This window comes from Alphaproteobacteria bacterium (assembly GCA_033344895.1).
In the GTDB taxonomy this organism is placed as follows: Bacteria; Pseudomonadota; Alphaproteobacteria; order UBA8366; family Aestuariispiraceae; genus Pacificispira.
The window spans coordinates 4,104,611-4,121,522 of the sequence record JAWPMN010000001.1 but is presented as its reverse complement, the minus strand read 5'-3'; the positions used below and the strand labels follow the sequence as shown (position 1 = coordinate 4,121,522).

At 61.3% G+C, this 16,912-nt stretch carries 15 protein-coding genes; 8 read left to right on the top strand and 7 right to left on the bottom strand.

All coding sequences use genetic code 11. The features are described from left to right. Positions 1-76: 76 nt before the first annotated feature. From rnr to dprA, 4 genes are all read right to left on the bottom strand, one after another. On the bottom strand, positions 77-2,395 hold the full coding sequence (rnr, locus tag R8L07_19605; protein ID MDW3207747.1) for a ribonuclease R: 2,319 nt from the start codon (positions 2,393-2,395) through the stop codon (positions 77-79). A gap of 1 nt (position 2,396) precedes the next feature. Next, positions 2,397-5,087: a type I DNA topoisomerase gene (topA, locus tag R8L07_19600; protein MDW3207746.1), complete on the bottom strand. Its 2,691-nt coding sequence runs from the start codon at positions 5,085-5,087 to the stop codon at positions 2,397-2,399. 132 nt (positions 5,088-5,219) lie between these two features. Next, positions 5,220-6,293 (bottom strand): DUF2336 domain-containing protein, encoded by a 1,074-nt coding sequence (locus R8L07_19595; GenBank protein MDW3207745.1) that lies wholly within the window; start codon positions 6,291-6,293, stop codon positions 5,220-5,222. Between the two features lie 273 nt (positions 6,294-6,566). Continuing rightward, the gene (dprA, locus tag R8L07_19590; GenBank protein MDW3207744.1) at positions 6,567-7,604 is read right to left on the bottom strand and encodes a DNA-processing protein DprA; all 1,038 of its coding nucleotides are present in this window, start codon (positions 7,602-7,604) and stop codon (positions 6,567-6,569) included. Positions 7,605-7,851: 247 nt separating this feature from the next. Between dprA and R8L07_19585 the strand changes: the two genes are divergently transcribed. Further along, positions 7,852-8,235, top strand: a complete 384-nt coding sequence (locus R8L07_19585; GenBank protein MDW3207743.1) for a TerB family tellurite resistance protein — start codon at positions 7,852-7,854, stop codon at positions 8,233-8,235. Positions 8,236-8,256: 21 nt separating this feature from the next. Here the strand turns inward: R8L07_19585 and plsY are convergent, their stop codons facing one another. Genes plsY through R8L07_19570 form a run of 3 tightly spaced genes read right to left on the bottom strand, consistent with a single transcriptional unit; the run spans position 8,257 to position 11,153 of the window. Next, positions 8,257-8,880 (bottom strand): glycerol-3-phosphate 1-O-acyltransferase PlsY, encoded by a 624-nt coding sequence (gene plsY / locus R8L07_19580; GenBank protein MDW3207742.1) that lies wholly within the window; start codon positions 8,878-8,880, stop codon positions 8,257-8,259. Positions 8,881-8,892: 12 nt separating this feature from the next. Next, the gene (pyrC, locus tag R8L07_19575; protein ID MDW3207741.1) at positions 8,893-10,197 is read right to left on the bottom strand and encodes a dihydroorotase; all 1,305 of its coding nucleotides are present in this window, start codon (positions 10,195-10,197) and stop codon (positions 8,893-8,895) included. Continuing rightward, positions 10,194-11,153: an aspartate carbamoyltransferase catalytic subunit gene (locus tag R8L07_19570; GenBank protein MDW3207740.1), complete on the bottom strand. Its 960-nt coding sequence runs from the start codon at positions 11,151-11,153 to the stop codon at positions 10,194-10,196. The genes pyrC and R8L07_19570 overlap by 4 nt, the downstream gene beginning before the upstream one ends. A gap of 151 nt (positions 11,154-11,304) precedes the next feature. Between R8L07_19570 and R8L07_19565 the strand changes: the two genes are divergently transcribed. From R8L07_19565 to R8L07_19535, 7 genes are all read left to right on the top strand, one after another. Beyond that, a complete protein-coding gene (locus tag R8L07_19565; protein MDW3207739.1) occupies positions 11,305-12,981 on the top strand; it encodes a PAS domain-containing sensor histidine kinase in 1,677 nt (558 codons plus the stop codon). A gap of 37 nt (positions 12,982-13,018) precedes the next feature. Next, positions 13,019-13,264: a hypothetical protein gene (locus R8L07_19560; protein ID MDW3207738.1), complete on the top strand. Its 246-nt coding sequence runs from the start codon at positions 13,019-13,021 to the stop codon at positions 13,262-13,264. 7 nt (positions 13,265-13,271) lie between these two features. Then, positions 13,272-13,775: a GNAT family N-acetyltransferase gene (locus R8L07_19555; protein ID MDW3207737.1), complete on the top strand. Its 504-nt coding sequence runs from the start codon at positions 13,272-13,274 to the stop codon at positions 13,773-13,775. Further along, a complete protein-coding gene (locus tag R8L07_19550) occupies positions 13,772-14,284 on the top strand; it encodes a DinB family protein (GenBank protein MDW3207736.1) in 513 nt (170 codons plus the stop codon). Before R8L07_19555 ends, R8L07_19550 begins: the two co-directional genes overlap by 4 nt. A gap of 76 nt (positions 14,285-14,360) precedes the next feature. Next, the gene (locus R8L07_19545; GenBank protein MDW3207735.1) at positions 14,361-14,567 is read left to right on the top strand and encodes a DUF2061 domain-containing protein; all 207 of its coding nucleotides are present in this window, start codon (positions 14,361-14,363) and stop codon (positions 14,565-14,567) included. A gap of 124 nt (positions 14,568-14,691) precedes the next feature. After that, a complete protein-coding gene (locus R8L07_19540; GenBank protein ID MDW3207734.1) occupies positions 14,692-15,798 on the top strand; it encodes a YjgN family protein in 1,107 nt (368 codons plus the stop codon). Further along, a complete protein-coding gene (locus R8L07_19535; GenBank protein ID MDW3207733.1) occupies positions 15,776-16,840 on the top strand; it encodes a M48 family metallopeptidase in 1,065 nt (354 codons plus the stop codon). Before R8L07_19540 ends, R8L07_19535 begins: the two co-directional genes overlap by 23 nt. Positions 16,841-16,912 lie beyond the last annotated feature (72 nt).

The window sequence follows — 16,912 nt, the reverse complement described above, 5'->3', positions numbered from 1 at the left end:
GCATGATGGCACCAAGGATACCCGCGTCGCGGGGGCTGTGCCATGTTAGATTTGTGATCCTTTGGGGCGAATCCGATCAGCGGCGCCCCTTGCGGCGCACCGTGCCACGGCCGCCGCCGGAACCGCCCTTGGGACCACCTTTCGGGCCACTGAACTTTCTCGGCCGTCCCTTGCCGCGCCCCGGCATGCGGGCCTTGCGATCCTTGACGATGTGGCCGCCCTCGACGATTTCAAAGATCAGGCCGCCGGTGACGGTGTTCGCTTCCGCGAGGCGGACCTGAACGGATTCGGCCAGCTGGTATGCCTGCCCGGTTTGCTCACCGACGAGGCGTTGATGAACCTCGTCGTGCCAGTAGCGGTCCCAGGGCAGGGTGCCGACCGGAACAAGGCCGTCCGCGCCGGTTTCGTCCAGGCGCACGAACAAGCCAAACCGCTTCACGCCGGTCACCCGGCCCTGGAAGGTTGCTCCGATCCGGTCCGCCATATAGGCGGTCAGATAACGGTCCGTTGCGTCTCGTTCGGCCGCGATGGCTCGTCGTTCCGTGTTTGAAATCAGTTCGCCGTACTTTTCGAACTGCTCCGCCTGAGCGTCCGGCAAACCGCCTTTCCCCAGGCCATAGGCGGAAATCAGGGCGCGATGGACGAGCAGATCGGCATATCGACGGATCGGCGACGTGAAATGGCTATAACGCTGCAGGGCGAGGCCGAAATGGCCCTCGTTCTCCGGCGCGTAGACAGCCTGACTCTGGGCCCGCAGGACCATGTCCGAGACCAGTTGTGCCTTCTCCGTGCCGGCGACCCGGTCCAGTATCTTGGTGAAGTGATGCGGCCGCAGGGCGCCGTCGGCGGCCAGCTTGATGTCGAGCACCTGCAGCGATTCACGCAGGCCTTCCAGCCGGTCGAGCTTCGGCGGCGCATGGACCCTGTACATGATGGCCCGCGCATTCTTGGCCTCGAGGAGTTCTGCCGCCGCGACATTGGCGGTAATCATGAACTCTTCGATCAGCTTGTGACTGTCGAAGCGCTTGCGCGGGGCGATGCGTTCGACCTTGCCATCCTCACCGAGCACGACCTGAAGCTCCGGCAGGTCGAGTTCCAGCGTCCCGCGAGCGGCGCGTCCCCGCTGCAGGGCCTCATAGGCGGCATAGAGCGGTTTGATGACCGGTTCCAGAAGGGTGCCCACGGTTCCGTCGACCGGCCGGCCCTCCATCGCATCCTGCACCTGGGTATAGGTCAGCCGGGCGGCGGATCGCATGATACCGCGCATGATTTTCCGTTCCAGCAGCCGGCCATCGGCTGAAATCCGCATCCGGATGGCCATGCAGGCCCGATCGACGTCGGGACGTAGCGAGCACAGATCGTTGGAGAGTGCTTCCGGCAGCATCGGCACCACCCGGTCCGGGAAGTACACGCTGTTTCCGCGTTCGCGCGCGGCCCGGTCCAGCGGGCCTTCCGGGCGGACATAATGGGCCACATCCGCAATCGCGACATGCAGGATGTGCCCACCGCCATTGCCGGGGTCCGTGTCCGGCACCGCATGGACTGCGTCGTCGAAATCCCGCGCATCCTCCCCATCGATCGTGACCAGGGGGAGGTCGCGCAAATCGGTCCGGCCCTCCGGCGTCACCGGTTGAGCCGCTTCAGCCTCCTCGATGGCCTCATCCGGAAACTCAACGGGGATGCCCTGGGCGTGAATGGCGATAAGACTGAACGCCTTGGGTTGATCGAGGCGGCCGATGAGTTCGGACACCCTGGCGGAATGGGCGCCGCGGGGCCCGCCGCGCAGCGGTTCTGCCAGAACAAGGTCTCCGGGCTCCGCGCCCTTCAATCGATCCCGCTCGATAAACCACGTCTTGTCCTGCTGCTTCTTGTCTGTCGGAACCAGCACCGCGCCGCCCTTGGCGGGTTCGAGAACGCCCAGCAGCTTTCGCAGGCCCGGCTGCAGGACGCGGATGATCGAGGCCTCATACTGATGGTCGCCCCGCCGGCGCAGCCGTGCCAGCACGCGGTCGCCGACCTTGGGGGCCGGGCCATTGCGGGTCCCGCCGCCGATAACAATGTCAGGCGCCTCACCATCCTGATCGACATCCCATGTTGCCGGTCGGGCCCATAGCTCGCCGTCGGCATCGATGGTATCGATGGAAAGGACAAGAACCTCGGGCAGGGCTCCGCGTGCGGCGACCTTCTTCTTGTGCCCCCGGTCGATCAGCCCTTCCTCAGCCATTTCCTTCAGGACATCGCGCAGCATGGCGCGTTGTGCGCCTTTCAAACCGAAGGCGCGCGCAATATCCCTCTTGTCCAGCGGTCGCTCGCTCTTCTCGATATAGGACTTGATCTCGGCCTTGTCGGGAAGCGAAGCGCGGATGCTGTCGGAAATGTCGTCGGGATCGTCCAAGTCAGGAGGCCTTGCGTGCCGGGGCTTTCTTGGCTTTCGATTTCTTTGATTTCGACTTCTTGGCGCCCGCCTTCTTCGCGGTGGACTTCTTCGCCGCGGCCTTCTTGGCCGTCGCCTTCTTGGCGCCGGACGATTTCCCCGCAGATTTCTTCGCCGCCTTGGCCGCGATCAGTTCCACAGCCTGCTCCAACGTGACGGAATCAGGCTCTGTCCCGCGCGGGATGGAGGCATAGATTTTGCCGTGCTTCACATAGGGCCCGAAGCGTCCGGACCCAAGGCTGACCGGTTTGCCGTCCGCGGGGTGCGCGCCAAGTTCCTTGGAGACACTGGCACGCCCCTTGCCCTTGGGCCCGGCCTCCGCCAGGACGGTAACGGCCCGGTTCAGGCCGATGGTCAGGACGTCGTCATCCTTGGGCAGCGAGACAAATGCGTCGCCATGCTTGAGATAAGGACCATAGCGTCCTATCCCCGCGGCAACCGGCAGCTTGCTTTCCGGATGATCGCCGAGCAATCGCGGCAGGGACAACAGCCGCAGGGCCGTCTCCAGGTCGATCGTCGCAGGCTCCATCGACTTGAGCAGGGAGGCGCGCTTCGGCTTCGTCTTCGTCTTGCCCTTGGCGTCCTTTTCCGCTTCGCCCAATTGCACGTAGTAGCCATAGGGGCCCTGTCGTACCGAGACGTCCATCCCGTTTTCCGGGTCGACGCCCAGCAAACGGGGATACTCCGTCGCGTCCGGGCTCTCGCCGTTCAGGTTGCCGACTTCGTCCAGATTTCGCGTCAGCTTGCAGTCCGGATAGTTCGAACAGGTTATGAAGGCGCCATAGCGACCGAAATTCAGGCTCAGCCGGCCATTGCCGCAGGACGGGCATTTGCGGGCCGCTTCGGTATCGCCGTTTTCGTCTGGTGGGAAGAAATGCGGTCCCAGAACGGCATCGATCTTGTCGCGAACCTCCTGACCGGTCAGTTCCATGGCCTGATCGGTAATGTCGCGAAACGCTTTCCAGAAATCCCGAAGTACGGTTTTCCAGTCGATGCGCCCACCGGAAATGTCGTCCAATTGCTCTTCAAGTCCGGCCGTAAAGGCGTAGTCGAAGTACTTGTCATAAAAGGAAGAAAGGAATGCAGTGACCAAGCGTCCACGGTCTTCGGGCTGGAACCGGCGCTTGTCCAGACGGACATATTCCCGGTCCTGCAGCACTTTCAGAATGGAGGCATAGGTCGAGGGTCTGCCGATCCCCAGCTCTTCCATGCGCTTGACCAGGCTTGCCTCGGTGAAGCGTGGCGGCGGCTGGGTGAAATGCTGATTGGCGTCTGCCTTGACCAGGGCCGGCGTATCGCCCTCCTTGAGGTCGGGCAGGCGTCCGCCTTCCTTGTCGTCCTCGTCCTTGTCGTCCTCGCTCTCGATATAGAGCGTCAGGAAGCCATCGAAACGGACCACGGAGCCGCTTGCGCGCAGCCGCGCAGTCCGGTCGGCGGTTTCGATATCGACCGCAACCTGGTCCAGGGTGGCGCTCTCCATCTGGCAGGCCACGGCGCGCTTCCAGATCAACTCGTAGAGCTTGAGCTGGTCCGGCTCCAGATAACGGGCCACGTCCTCCGGCCGCCGGCGCATGCTGGTCGGGCGGATACATTCGTGGGCTTCCTGCGCGTTCTTCGCCTTGGTGCGATACTGGCGCGGACCGGACGGCAGATAGTCGGAACCGTAGACGTCCTCGATCATGCCACGGGCGGCGGCAATCGCCTCACCGGACATGGTCGTGCTGTCCGTTCGCATATAGGTGATCAGGCCGACGGCCTCGCCGCCCAATTGAATGCCTTCATAGAGCTTCTGCGCCAGCGTCATGGTCTTCGTGGCGCCGAAATACAGCTTGCGGCTGGCTTCCTGCTGCAGGGTCGAGGTCGTGAAGGGCGGGGCAGGGTGGCGTTTGACCTGTTTGCGCTCAACCGACTGGACCTTGTGTCCGCCGCTGCGGACGGCGGTCAGGGCGGCATCGGCAGCGGTCTTGTCACCCAGATCGAACTTGTCGAGCTTCTTGCCGTTCAGATGGGTCAACCGCGCGGCGAAGGCAGTGCCGTCGGCCGTCGCCATCTGCGCGTCGATGCTCCAGTATTCGCGAGGCTTGAAGGCTTCGATTTCCGCTTCCCGCTCACAGATCAGACGTAGCGCGACCGACTGGACGCGACCGGCGGACTTTGCCCCCGGCAGCTTGCGCCACAGGACAGGCGACAGCGTGAAGCCGACCAGGTAATCCAAGGCGCGCCGTGCCAGATAGGCGTCGATCAGTTCCTTGTTCAGGTCACGCGGATTGGCCATGGCATTGGTCACGGCCGACTTGGTGATCTCGTTAAAGACGACCCGCTGCACGGAAATCGGCTTCAGGACCTTGCGCTTGGTCAGTTCCTCCTGGATGTGCCACGAAATGGCCTCTCCCTCGCGGTCGGGGTCGGTGGCGAGAAACAGGGCCTTGGCGCCCTTGCAGGCTTTAGCGATTTCGTCGATGCGCTTCTTCGCGCGCCCGTCGACTTCCCATTGCATGGCGAAATCGGCGTCAGGCTGCACCGAGCCATCCTTCGGCGGAAGGTCCCTGATATGCCCGTAGGACGCGAGAACGTAATAATCGCTGCCCAGATATTTGTTGATGGTCTTGGCCTTCGCCGGACTTTCGACGACAACGACATTCTGGCCGGTCATGAGTGGGAAAGGCCTCTAAATGAAACGGTTTGCATGGCCGACAGAATTGGCACCCGCAGTCGAAGGCGTCAACCGCTCGTTTCTAAGACGTTGAAGGACCTGTGAAAATCCGGACGGTTCAGTGCCTGGAGCCTATTCCGCGCGCGGGGGCCGCGTCTTCCAGTGACTCACGACCATGGCTGCGGTCTTCATGTCGATCCGCTCAAAATAGGCCGATAGCCGTTCGATATCCTCATCTTCCGAGATGCGCTTCATCCGGTCCAGCAGTGTCGTGTAACCGTCAACATCCATTCCGACGGACTTCACCGCCACTGCGAGGGTCTGTCCGTCGCCCCGCTCGAATACCCAGCGCGCGGTCTCCAGGGGAAGGTGCGTATGCTCGGAAAATTCGATGGCCGCGCCTTCGATTCCGTCCGACAGGAGACGACGCAACAGCCGCGCCGCCGGCCGGTGACCGCCGCGCTGTATCTGTTGCGTCCATCCGCTGCCAACGGCCGCGTCGAGCGGGTTCGGGGCGTCCAGACTGTCGAGTACCGCGTTGTCGACGGCTTCCGCGACGACGGCGCCGTCTATGTCGTAATTGTCCATGATGTGGCGCCTCAGGGCATCGCCAACCAGGGTATAGAGGCGCCGCGCGAGATCCGCACCCAGGTCCCCACGGGACGCAAGGGGAGTATGAAGGGCGGTGCGATCCACGGCGCGCTCGACAAGAGCTTCCATATCCGTGGGATCGATTGTTGCAGTCAGGTTCTTCGCCAGCGTCAGGTCGACCGCATCATCCTGCATGGCAATCAGACGGTGGCTGACGGCGCCGGTCAGGTCGTCGCGCGCGGCGACCGCCATCGCATGACCATGGCCATGATCGTCGATCAGGCGGATCAGGTCATAGTCTGTCAGCAGCGGGGAAGATCGCAGGATCGGATAGGCGACATGCACGGTATCGTTCGCCAGAAAGGCAATGAGATCCTTCGGCACGTCCGTCCGATCGCAAAGATAGTCGGAAATGTTCCGCCGCACCGCGACCTCAACCTTATCGATCAACATGCGCAGGATTTCGAAAGTCAGGGACAGTTCGCGCTCGCTGAGATCGGATCTCGAGTCGAGACAGAGCTTGGCGACCGATGCGGCCAAGCCCCCTTTTCCGTCAAGGGCACGCTGATGCGCCAGGCGCAACAGATGTTCAAAGGATACGGCGCGGTCAGTCATCGCTCACGGTCTTCTTCCATGCCCCTCCCAGGGGGCGCGACGCCAGGCGAGCCATTCTGGCTGCCCTTCGGATCGCACAATATGAATACGTCCGATCCGGCGCTATATGGAAGAACTATCGCCCGGGAATTCAATAAAAAAAGGTCAAAGGACTGAATATTATTTGAGGGCAAATTGGATCAAATTGTAACGATCCAGTCTGACCTGCACGTGGAGCGGATTCAAATTTTCGCGGTAATCCAGGATGTAGCCGGCACAAGTTGAATCAATCTGCTAAGCGATCCGCGCGATCTTTCCGCCCGAGCGTCTTTCGACCGTACCGGCAAGTTCAAGTTCCAGCAGCAGGGACGATACCGACGCGGCGTCTGTTTCTAGATCGGCGATCAGGTCGTCCACCGCGACGGCGGTCGGTCCCAACGCTGTCAGCAGCCGCTGACGCAAGGCGTTCCCGTCATCGATGGGGACTAGCTGGCGCGGGGTCGGGAAGGTCACGGCGTAATCGGAACGTGGAGCGGAAAGCTGCTGATCCAACGCGGCAATGATTTCTTCCGGAGTTTCGATCAGAGCGGCCCCTTTCCGGATAAGGTCATTGCCACCGCGGGCACGGGGATCCAGTGGGGATCCGGGAATGGCATAGACGTCCCGGCCCTGATCGGCGGCAAGCCGCGCCGTGATCAGCGAGCCGGACCGCAACGTGGCCTCCACGATCAGCACCGCACTTGCGAGGCCGGAGATAATGCGGTTTCGGCGCGGAAAGTGCCGGGCCTGACCGACAGTCCCGAAGGGCATTTCCGCAACGATTGTTCCCCGTTCCGCGAGCGCCCGATAAAGATCCTTGTTTTCGCGTGGATAAACCACGTCGATCCCGCCGGCCAGAACGGCAACAGTGCCAGTTTCGATCGACCCGTGATGGGCTGCGGTGTCTATCCCCATCGCCATGCCCGAAGCGATACAATAGCCGGTACGGCCGATTTCAGACGCGAACTGTGCCGCCATCCTTTTGCCGTTGGTCGATGCATTTCGGGAACCGACAATGGCCATCGTCGGCCGATTCAGCAGGTCGCCGCGTCCCATTATGGTGAGAACCGGCGGCGCATCTTCGGTCGCCGCCAGAAGAGAAGGGTAGTCGCGATCCCCCAGGTGAAGCATTCGCCCGCCATAGGCGTCCAATGCCTCGACTTCACCGGCGGCGTCGGAAGCGCTGGGGATGGCAAGCCGCCGTCTACGCCCGGCCCGGCCGGCCAGGGATGGAAGGGCATCGAGCGCTTCCTGCGCGGTACCAAACCGGGCCATCAATTGCCGAAAGGTCATCGGACCGACATTTTCGGTACGGATCAGACGCAGCCGCGCAAGTCGGTCCTCGTCGTCAACTGTAGGCTGAATTTGCATGCCCGTAGAGTGGGAACAAATCAGGCCCGGGTCAATTGATGTTTGCACCTATTGGCGTTGCGATGCGGGGTGAACAATCTTCGCGCGATCGTCTGACTGCGGGGTTGACGTGCAACACAGGCTGGGAATGATGGATTGAATAACGACGGTAACGGGGCAGGGTGGTTCGATGGTAAATCCGGGGAAGAACTCGACGGCGGCGTGTCTGTGGCTTCTGATGCTGACCTTGGACGCCGACGGCAAACGCAAAGATGTCGAGTTTTCTGAAATCCAGACCTGTCTGAATGAGTTGACGCCGACTTTGGCCGATGACCCGGGGCGTCAGCCGGAAGCGCTGATGGCCTCGTTGAACCGTTACTATCAAGAGCTTGAAAACGTTGGTGCAGACGCCGTCCTGGAATCGGTCCTGCACCAGATCGACGACCCGGAACTGCGGCAGCAGGTCTATGTGATGCTGATGCGCGTGGCGATTTCGGACCGGCAGTTGCACCGGCAGGAAAACTCGTTGCTGCGCCGGATCGGCACAGCCTGGGGACTGCGTTTCGACGACTGATGGACCGGCGGGGCGTCGGGCCTATTTCTGGCCGATGCGCGGCTCCGTTCCGTTCAGGATACGGCGGATATTCGTGTGGTGACGGGCCCATCCCAGAACGGCCAGGACTGCGCCGGCCCAGGAAAGCGCATGATTAGGGCCCCCGAGAAAGGGGAGGAGCGCCAATCCAGGGACCGCGGCCAACGAAATCAGGGCCGACAGTGACGATATCCGGAACAGAACCGCCACGAGAAGCCACGTCGCGCAGGCGGCGAGGCCGACCGGCCAATGGATTGCGATCAGTGTTCCAAGGGTTGTGGCCATTCCCTTGCCGCCCTTGAATCCCAGCCAGAGCGGGAAATTGTGCCCGAAGACCGCTGCAACCCCCGCTACGATCGGACCGAGATCCGATGCTATGCCGAGTTCCGGAAACAGGAAGCGCGCCACCAATACCGCGGCCGCGCCCTTGCCGCTGTCCAGGATCAGAACGGCGAGGGCAAGTGGCTTGTTGCCGGTTCTCAGGACATTGGTCGCCCCGATATTGCCCGACCCGATCTTGCGGATGTCGCCATAGCCGAACAGTCGCGCCATGACGAGGCCGAACGGAATGCTGCCCAGGATATAGCCAAGACCGGCCGCGATCAGTAACGGAAGGATTTCGGTCATGGCGGGCTCCGATCAATAGCCGTCGGCGGCAAAGAGCGGCCTGCCGTCGACCACCGTGCGAAGCACCTGCCCCTGAACAGGCCGGCCGCCGAAAGCCGAGTTCTTTGACTTGCTGTGCAGCGCATCTTCCTCGATCCGCCAGGCCTTGTCCGGGTCGAAGAGGACGAGATCCGCCGGCGCGCCTCGTTTCAGCCGTCCGCCAGGCAAACGGAACCGTTCGGCCGGTCGTATCGTGACCAGCGCCATAGCGTCGATCAGGGACATGTGATCGTTATGATACAGGCTCAGCACCATCGGCAGCAAGGTTTCCAGCCCGACCACGCCGAAAGCCGCCTCATCGAAGGGCAGGCGTTTGGAATCCTGATCATGGGGCGCGTGGTCGGAGGCCACGATATCGATCGTGCCATCGGCCAGGGCCGCGACCACGGCCTGTCGGTCTTCCTCGGATCGCAGCGGCGGAGAGACCTTGGCGAAACTCCGGTAGTCTCCGATCGCCAACTCGTTAAGGGCAAAATAGTGCGGGGCGGTGTCGCAACTTACATCCAGTCCCGCCTGCTTGGCCTTCCGAATTGCTTCGATCCCGTCGGCGGTCGTCACATGCGCGAAATGATAGCGGCCGCCGGCCCCCGCCAGCAGGCGCAGGTCGCGCTCGATGGCGATGACTTCAGCCACCGCCGGAATGCCGGACAGACCCAGCTTTGTAGCCAGCTCGCCGCTGTTCATCACGCCGCCTGCCGACAGGGATGCATCTTCCGGGTGCTGCACCAGAAGTGCATCGAAGGCGCGGGCATAACTCATGGCACGACGCAGAACCTTGGCATCCGTCAGCATGCGTTCGCCGTCGGTGAAGGCGACCGCTCCGGCCTCGGACAACAGCCCGATCTCGCTGATTTCCTTGCCTTCCAGCCCCTTTGTCAGCGCACCGTAGCAATAGACCTTTGTCTGCTTCAGTTCCCGCGACCGGCGGGCGATAAACTCCAGAACCGAGACATCGTCGATCACCGGCGTTGTATTGGGCAGTTGCACCATGGTGGTGACGCCGCCATGGGACGCGGCCTGGCTGGCGCTCGCGATTGTTTCCTTGTGCTCTTCGCCCGGTTCGCGCAGCTGCACACGCACGTCAATCAGACCCGGTGCCAGGCATTTACCGCGGCAATCCACGACCTCGTTGACCGACGGCGCGCCGGTCCGGAACAGGTGCGCCCCGAAATCGGCAATCCGCCCGTCCTCGACCAGCAGCGCGCCGCTAACATCCAAGCCGGTGGCCGGGTCCAGCAGGCGCGCATTCAGATAGGCGATGCGTCCTTCCTCGGTCACGGGGCACCCCCCTCACGCAGCGGTCGTGTCAGGATATCCAGGCAGGCCATGCGGACGGCGACACCCATTTCCACCTGATCACGGATCAGGGACCGGTCGATGTCATCCGCCAGTTCGGAATCGATTTCCACGCCCCGGTTCATCGGACCCGGGTGCATGACCAGGGCGTCGGGTCGGGCATAGGACAGCTTTTCCCTGTCGAGCCCGAAATACCGGAAATACTCACGCACCGAAGGCACGAAGGAGCCCTGCATCCGCTCGAGTTGCAGACGCAGCATCATGACGATGTCGACATCGTTCAGGCCTTCGCGCATATCGGTAAAGACCTGAACGCCGAACCGTTCGGCCTTGGGCGGAAGAAGTGTCGGGGGCGCGATCAGCCGGACCCGCGCTCCCATAATCTGCAACAACTGAATGTTGGAGCGCGCGACACGGCTGTGGGCAACATCACCGCATATGGCGACCGTCAGGCCGCTGATCTTGCCGACACGGCGGCGGATCGCCAGTGCGTCCAGTAAGGCCTGCGTCGGATGCTCGTGACGACCGTCCCCGGCATTGATCACCGCGCCGTCGACCTTGTCGGACAGAAGCTGCACCGCGCCCGAGTTGCCATGACGCACGACCAGAACGTCGGGATGCATGGCGTTCAGCGTCATGGCCGTGTCGATCAGGGTCTCGCCCTTCTTGATCGAACTGGAGGCGACAGTCATGTTGATGACGTCCGCCCCAAGACGCTTCGCCGCCGCCTCGAAAGAAGTGCGCGTTCGGGTGGAGTTCTCGAAAAACAGGTTGATGACGGTCAGCCCCTTCATCAGGTCCGACGTTTTGTCGACCCGGCGCGACTGCTCGACATAGCCGTCGGCCGCGTCCAGAACCATCGTGATGTCGAGGGGAGAAAGACCTTCGATGCCAAGAAGATGGCGGTGCGGGAAGGAGGTTTCCGGTGAGGTCTTCATCGGGCGCGCACTATAGGCAAACCGCGGTGCTTGGCAAGCCTGTCATAAAACTTCGAAACGTGTCTATTCCCACAGGCATGGAGCGGTTATTCTGCGCTGAAGCCACTGGTTCACCGGCAAGGTTGGTAAAGTGCTCAAGTCTCGTTGGTTTATGCTCAGTTCCATTGTCGTTGCCGTCCTGTCCGGTTCGTTGACGTTTTATCTTCTCGGCACCGGCGGGGCGGGTGGAGCGGTCGGCCTGTCAGGGCTCGTGGCCCTTGTTTCGTTCGTCTGTGCCGTTCGCGGTGTGATGAAGATGCCCCGCGATCAGGCGCTTTCAGAGGGCGATGCGGAACGCCTGGCGCTGCTGGAGGCCATGTTCGACCAGGCGCCCGTCGAAATGTATCTGAAGGACGATCAGGGACGCTATCTGCGCATCAACCGTAGTTTCGAACGGCTGATCGGCGTGAATCAGGCCGATCTGGTCGGGACACTGCCGAGCCAGTATGTGCCGGAAGGCAGCGTCGATCTGATCCGAGAACACGATCTGGCGGTCCTGAGCGGGCGCACGGCGATCGTGCGCGATGCAAGGGTTGAGACCGCATTGGGCGCGCGGGACCTGCGCCTCAGCAAGTTCCCGATTCTCGGAAAGGACGACGAGTTGCTTGGACTTGGTGCCGTAGTCTCGGACCAGACCGAAGTCCTGAAGATTTCAAGACGCCTGTCCAAGTCTGATCGCTGGATACGCGCCATTCTGCACCACGCGCCCGTCGGCATCTATCTGAAGGATCTCGACGGGGTCTACATTCTTGCCAATCCGGCCTTCTGCCGATCCGTCGGCGTCGAACAGGATCGGCTGCTGGGGTCTACGATACTTCAGACAACCGGATATCCGGCCCGACCCGAACAGCAGGCCGCGGACAAGCGCATCATCGAGACGAAGGAAGCGGTCGTCTTCGATTCCCAGGAAACGGTCGATGGTAAGACCAACTTTCTGGAGGTTCTGAAGTTTCCGGTTCTGGATGAAGACGGCAACGTCACCGCCATCGGCGGCATTGAAGTCGACATCACCGAGCGCAAACTAATCGAGGAAGAGCTGCTACTGGCGAAAGAGGACGCAGAACTCGCAAACCGGGCGAAGACGGATTTTCTGGCCAATATGAGCCATGAAATCCGAACGCCGTTGAATGCCATCCTCGGATTTTCGCAGGTACTGGAGGGTGAGGTGTTCGGACCGATCGGCAGTGACCGATATCGGGACTATGCCGCCGACATACGGCGCAGCGGTACGCATCTGATGGAACTGATCGGCGACATCCTCGACCTGTCGAAGATCGAGTCCGGGCGGCTGGATATCCAGGAAGAGAAGGTCGAACTGGCGGAAGTCGTGGCCGCTAGTGTCAGCGTGGTGAAGGACCAGGCAGCGGAACGATCGATTGCAGTGGCTGTGGAGACCCCGACAGATTGCCTCGTGCTGGGCGACAGTCGCGCCTTGCGGCAGGTTCTGATCAACCTGATGTCGAATGCGGTCAAGTTTACCCGCAGTGGCGGCAAGGTGACGGTATCTCTTTCAGGCACGGAGGAAGGAGGCTGTCTGATCGTCGTCTCCGACAGCGGGATCGGCATAAAAGGGGAAGACCTGAAACGAGTTCTGGAGCCGTTTACCCAGTTGCGCGCGCCCCATGTTCAGGGCGAATCCGGGTCCGGAATCGGGCTGTCGATCGTCGATCGCCTCTGCGACGCCATGAACTACGACCTGAAGATTGAAAGCGAATACGGAGTCGGTACGCAGGTTCACGTGCTGATCCCGCCGGAAAAGGTCATTCGTTCCTGCTCGACGCAGGCATAACTCGACGTGCTGCCGCAATTCCGACTAGCATCCGTTCATGAAGCAATCCCCCTTCATCTGTGCCTGTCGCCTGGACGGAAACGTTGGCGGGCAGAGCCTCTCTGTTGACGAGGCGAAGCGCGCCTGGGCCGACCGCGGGACCGGCTTCTTTCTCCCTCTGGGTTTCGTAACGGGGCTTCCGGGCATCAATGAGGATTTGGCGGCGTTCTGGATCGTCTGCGTCCTGTTGGTTGGTCTTGGAATCGGGGCATGGCTGCTCTTCCGCATCAAAAAATGGCTCTGAGGAAAAAATGGATATTCGCGACATCCGAGACGGCGATGCCGATTGGCTCCACGCCCTGAACGAAGCCTGCCTTCCGGCAGTCAATCAGCTATCGAAGGAACGCCTTTGGGCATTGGTCGGAAAGACGGCAAGAACCCGCGTCGCGGAGATCGACGGGCAGCCTGTTGGTGTGGCGATGACACTGGCCCCCGGTGTCGACCATGACAGCATGAACTACCTTTGGTTCGATTCCCGAATGGACGATTTCCTGTATCTGGACCGGATCATGGTGTCCGATGCCGCGCGCGGACGCGGCGTTGGGAAGGCATTGTACGAAGATATCTTCCGGATCGCTGCGTCACGGGAGGGAACGCGCGCCGTTACCTGTGAGGTCAACCTGAAGCCGTTCAACGGCGGGTCGTTGCGCTTTCACGCGGCCCTCGGGTTCATTACCGTGGGGGAGCAGGATACCGAGGGCGGCAAGAAGGCTGTATGCCTGCTGCGGCGCGGTGTGTCGGGGGCAGCGGAATGATCTCCAGGGCCTACCTTCGTGAGCTGAGTGCCCATAACGAGTGGCAGAACGGTGTCACTTTCGATCTGTGCGAGGAGATCGGGGAAGAGGTACGTCGCGAGGACCGCGGCATGTTCTTCGGCTCGATCCATCACACGCTGGATCATGTCCTGATGGTCGATCGCGCCATCCTGACCTACCTGAACAGCGACACGCCGCCGCCCAGTTCCTACAGCGACATGATCTGGCCGGACTGGCAGGAGTTGATGTCTGTCCGAAAGCAAACAGACGCCGATCTGAAAGGGTTCGCTGAAAATTGGGAACTGGAATGGCTGGCCGGGGAGGCGGATGTTCGCAGTCCGCGCATGCCGGGTGCGAAGTCGATTCCTCGATGGCTGCTTGTCGTACAGATGTTCAACCATCAGACCCACCATCGCAGTCAGGTGACCGCGGAACTACATCGGCTCGGACTTGATTATGGTTCTACGGATATTCCGTTTCGTCCCGGGTGCGGCTACTTTGTGGATTGATGTATATTGAAACTAATAATCGTTCGCATATATAGAATGGTTATCGGTTCCGGTAACGAACCTATGGAGCGAGCAGATGTACAGAAACGTCGTCAAAACAGCCAGTTACAGTGTGATGCACCTCCTCGTCGCCGTCTCCGTGGCTTACGCCCTGTCCGGCGACTGGAGGATTGCGTTGAGCATCGGCCTCGTCGAGCCGCTGGTCCAAACGGTGGCCTATGCGGTGCATGAGAGGGTTTGGACACGCATCGGATTTTGGCGCCGGACCGCCGAGCCTGCGTGATCGGACTGATTTGTCCCCGCCGGGCACGTCATTAATCGTTGCCTGCGTCGGCTGACCGGCTATTGTTTCCCGCACTGCGCGTACCGCGCGCCAGTAAAAGCTACACCGGCGGGAAGGGGGCCCCATGTCATTCGCAGTCTCAGCAGACGAAGCGCAGGCTTCGCTTACCCGCCATCCATTTGTTTTCAAGGGTGAAGCAGGGGCGTATTTCGCAATCTGTCTGCGAACAGTGCTGCTGGCCGTGGTGACACTCGGCATCTATGACGCCTGGGGCACGGTCGAACGCCGACGCTACAGGATGGGCAATACGGTCGTGGCCGGACATGGGTTCGATTATCATGCCAGCCCGGTTGTCATTCTGATCGGCCGGTTTATTGCGGTCGGCGTGATTGTGGCGCTTCAGATCGTCTTGAATTTCGCGCCGCCCAACGCGCTCGTCTTCATCGGACCGCTTGCCTTTGCACTGTTCTTTTTCGGTATTCCGTACATCGTGCTGCGCAGTTTTCGGTTCCATTTGCGCAACACGAGCTATCGCAATGTGCGCTTCGACTTTACCGGCACCTATGGCAGCGCGTTCTTTGTGTTGTCGATCGCGCCCTTCGTTGTCGGTCTGACCCTGGGTATTGCCTATCCCTGGTATCAGGCGAAATTTCAGGAATTTGCCCTTAAGAATGTCCGGCTCGGCCGCGCCCGGTTCGATGTGGATGTGCCGCTGGCTCCGTTGTACAAGGCGTTTGCGATCATGCTGTTGATTGCGGTCCCGGCAACGGCCGCGCTCGGCGCCGGGGTGGGATTCTGGTTCGTGAATCTCATGGAAAGCGCGCAGGCTGGTGCGCAGCCGCCTCCTGCGTTAGCGATGGTGATCTTCGGGGCCATGATCGTGTTCATGCTGTTGATGTATTTTCTGTCGTTCATCCTGAAGGCAGCGCTGCGGAATGCAGTGCTTCAGAACTTGTGGCTTCAGGGTGGGCATCGTTTCGACAGCAACGTGACGGCATTCCGGTTTGGCTGGATGGTCCTGTCGCGCGGTTTGCTGGCAACGGTCAGTCTGGGGTTGCTCATTCCCTGGGCAACGGTTCAGATTCACCGCTATCTGATGGATCACACGGCTCTTCTGGCCAACGGCGATCTGGACACATTTGTTTCCAGAGATGTTGATCCGGGAGGCGCCGCCGTCAGCGAATTCGGGGCCATGGAGGGCATTTCGGATGGAGTCTTCAGCGGCATCTGATCGCCGGGGAAGAACACATCGCATCGAAGGGCGCCTGTTTCAGGCCGGCAGCAGCAGCTACACGGAGGCTGCGTTGCTGTTCGGTGCCGGATCCGTCTGTCAGGATTACCCGGATGGAAGCACGGGTCCGATCCATTCGATGACTGAACTGCGCATCGACCGTCCGGTTACCGGGTTGCCCCGGCGCCTGACGTTTCGGAGCGGCGAAGTTTTCGAATGCGACGATCATGACGCTGTTGAGGCGGCCTTGGCGCTTGCCGAACGACGCGACCGGCGTCGTCCCGCATCCCTGGGCCTCAGTCCGGCAAAATGGGCGTTTCTGATCGTCGCGGCCGTCCTGATGCCGATTGCGCTCTGGTACCTGTATCCCCTTGCGGCGGACGGTGTGGCACAGGCGTTGCCCCGGTCGGTCGATCGGGCGATCGGACAATCCACCTTCGAACAGATGGATGGGACGCTATTCCTCGAAAGCCGGATTTCGCCCCGGCGAAAGAGCGAACTGAACGAGATATTTCATGCCATCGTCCGAGTCTCCGATCTGTCGCCGGAGGATGTCCGCCTTCGGTATCGGAAGGGCCGTTTCAAGGGACTGGACCAGAACGCCATTGCCTTGCCGGACGGCACGATCGTTCTCTTTGACGGACTGGTCGCCCTTGCCAAGCATGATGACGAACTGGCCGGGGTGCTGGCGCATGAAGTCGGGCATGTTCAACATCGCCACAGTGTCCGGAAAATCGCACGTGCGGCTGGGCTGGGGATTCTCGTCACGATTTTCCTGGGGGATTCCTCTTCGCTTCTGGAGGAACTGGCCGCAACCGGCGCTGCCGTTGCTGAACTGTCCTATTCCCGGGAGTTTGAGACCGAGGCGGATCGCGTATCGGCGGATATCATGCGCAAACTGGGGCGCGATCCCGAGGCCATGATCACGCTGCTGCGACGCGTTCTGGAAAACTGCGGCGAGGATTGTGAGGAAACCGGTCTGCTGTCGTCGCATCCCGGATTGCGCGATCGGCTGGAAAGCGTCGGCGGCGGGCGGGAATAGCCGCCGGCTGACTTGAAGCCTTCGGCAAACCATGTATCCATGGCGCCGAGTAGCTTGTTAACTCTTTACGGT

Bases quoted from the DNA above. Each gene is read 5' to 3' on its own strand.
- topA (MDW3207746.1), bottom strand. From the start codon at position 5,087: ATGACCGGCCAGAATGTCGTTGTCGTCGAAAGTCCGGCGAAGGCCAAG.
- R8L07_19595 (MDW3207745.1), bottom strand. From the start codon at position 6,293: ATGACTGACCGCGCCGTATCCTTTGAACATCTGTTGCGCCTGGCGCAT.
- dprA (MDW3207744.1), bottom strand. From the start codon at position 7,604: ATGACCTTTCGGCAATTGATGGCCCGGTTTGGTACCGCGCAGGAAGCG.
- R8L07_19585 (MDW3207743.1), top strand. From the start codon at position 7,852: ATGGTAAATCCGGGGAAGAACTCGACGGCGGCGTGTCTGTGGCTTCTG.
- plsY (MDW3207742.1), bottom strand. From the start codon at position 8,880: ATGACCGAAATCCTTCCGTTACTGATCGCGGCCGGTCTTGGCTATATC.
- R8L07_19570 (MDW3207740.1), bottom strand. From the start codon at position 11,153: ATGAAGACCTCACCGGAAACCTCCTTCCCGCACCGCCATCTTCTTGGC.
- R8L07_19565 (MDW3207739.1), top strand. From the start codon at position 11,305: ATGCTCAGTTCCATTGTCGTTGCCGTCCTGTCCGGTTCGTTGACGTTT.
- R8L07_19560 (MDW3207738.1), top strand. From the start codon at position 13,019: ATGAAGCAATCCCCCTTCATCTGTGCCTGTCGCCTGGACGGAAACGTT.
- R8L07_19555 (MDW3207737.1), top strand. From the start codon at position 13,272: ATGGATATTCGCGACATCCGAGACGGCGATGCCGATTGGCTCCACGCC.
- R8L07_19550 (MDW3207736.1), top strand. From the start codon at position 13,772: ATGATCTCCAGGGCCTACCTTCGTGAGCTGAGTGCCCATAACGAGTGG.
- R8L07_19545 (MDW3207735.1), top strand. From the start codon at position 14,361: ATGTACAGAAACGTCGTCAAAACAGCCAGTTACAGTGTGATGCACCTC.
- R8L07_19540 (MDW3207734.1), top strand. From the start codon at position 14,692: ATGTCATTCGCAGTCTCAGCAGACGAAGCGCAGGCTTCGCTTACCCGC.
- R8L07_19535 (MDW3207733.1), top strand. From the start codon at position 15,776: ATGGAGTCTTCAGCGGCATCTGATCGCCGGGGAAGAACACATCGCATC.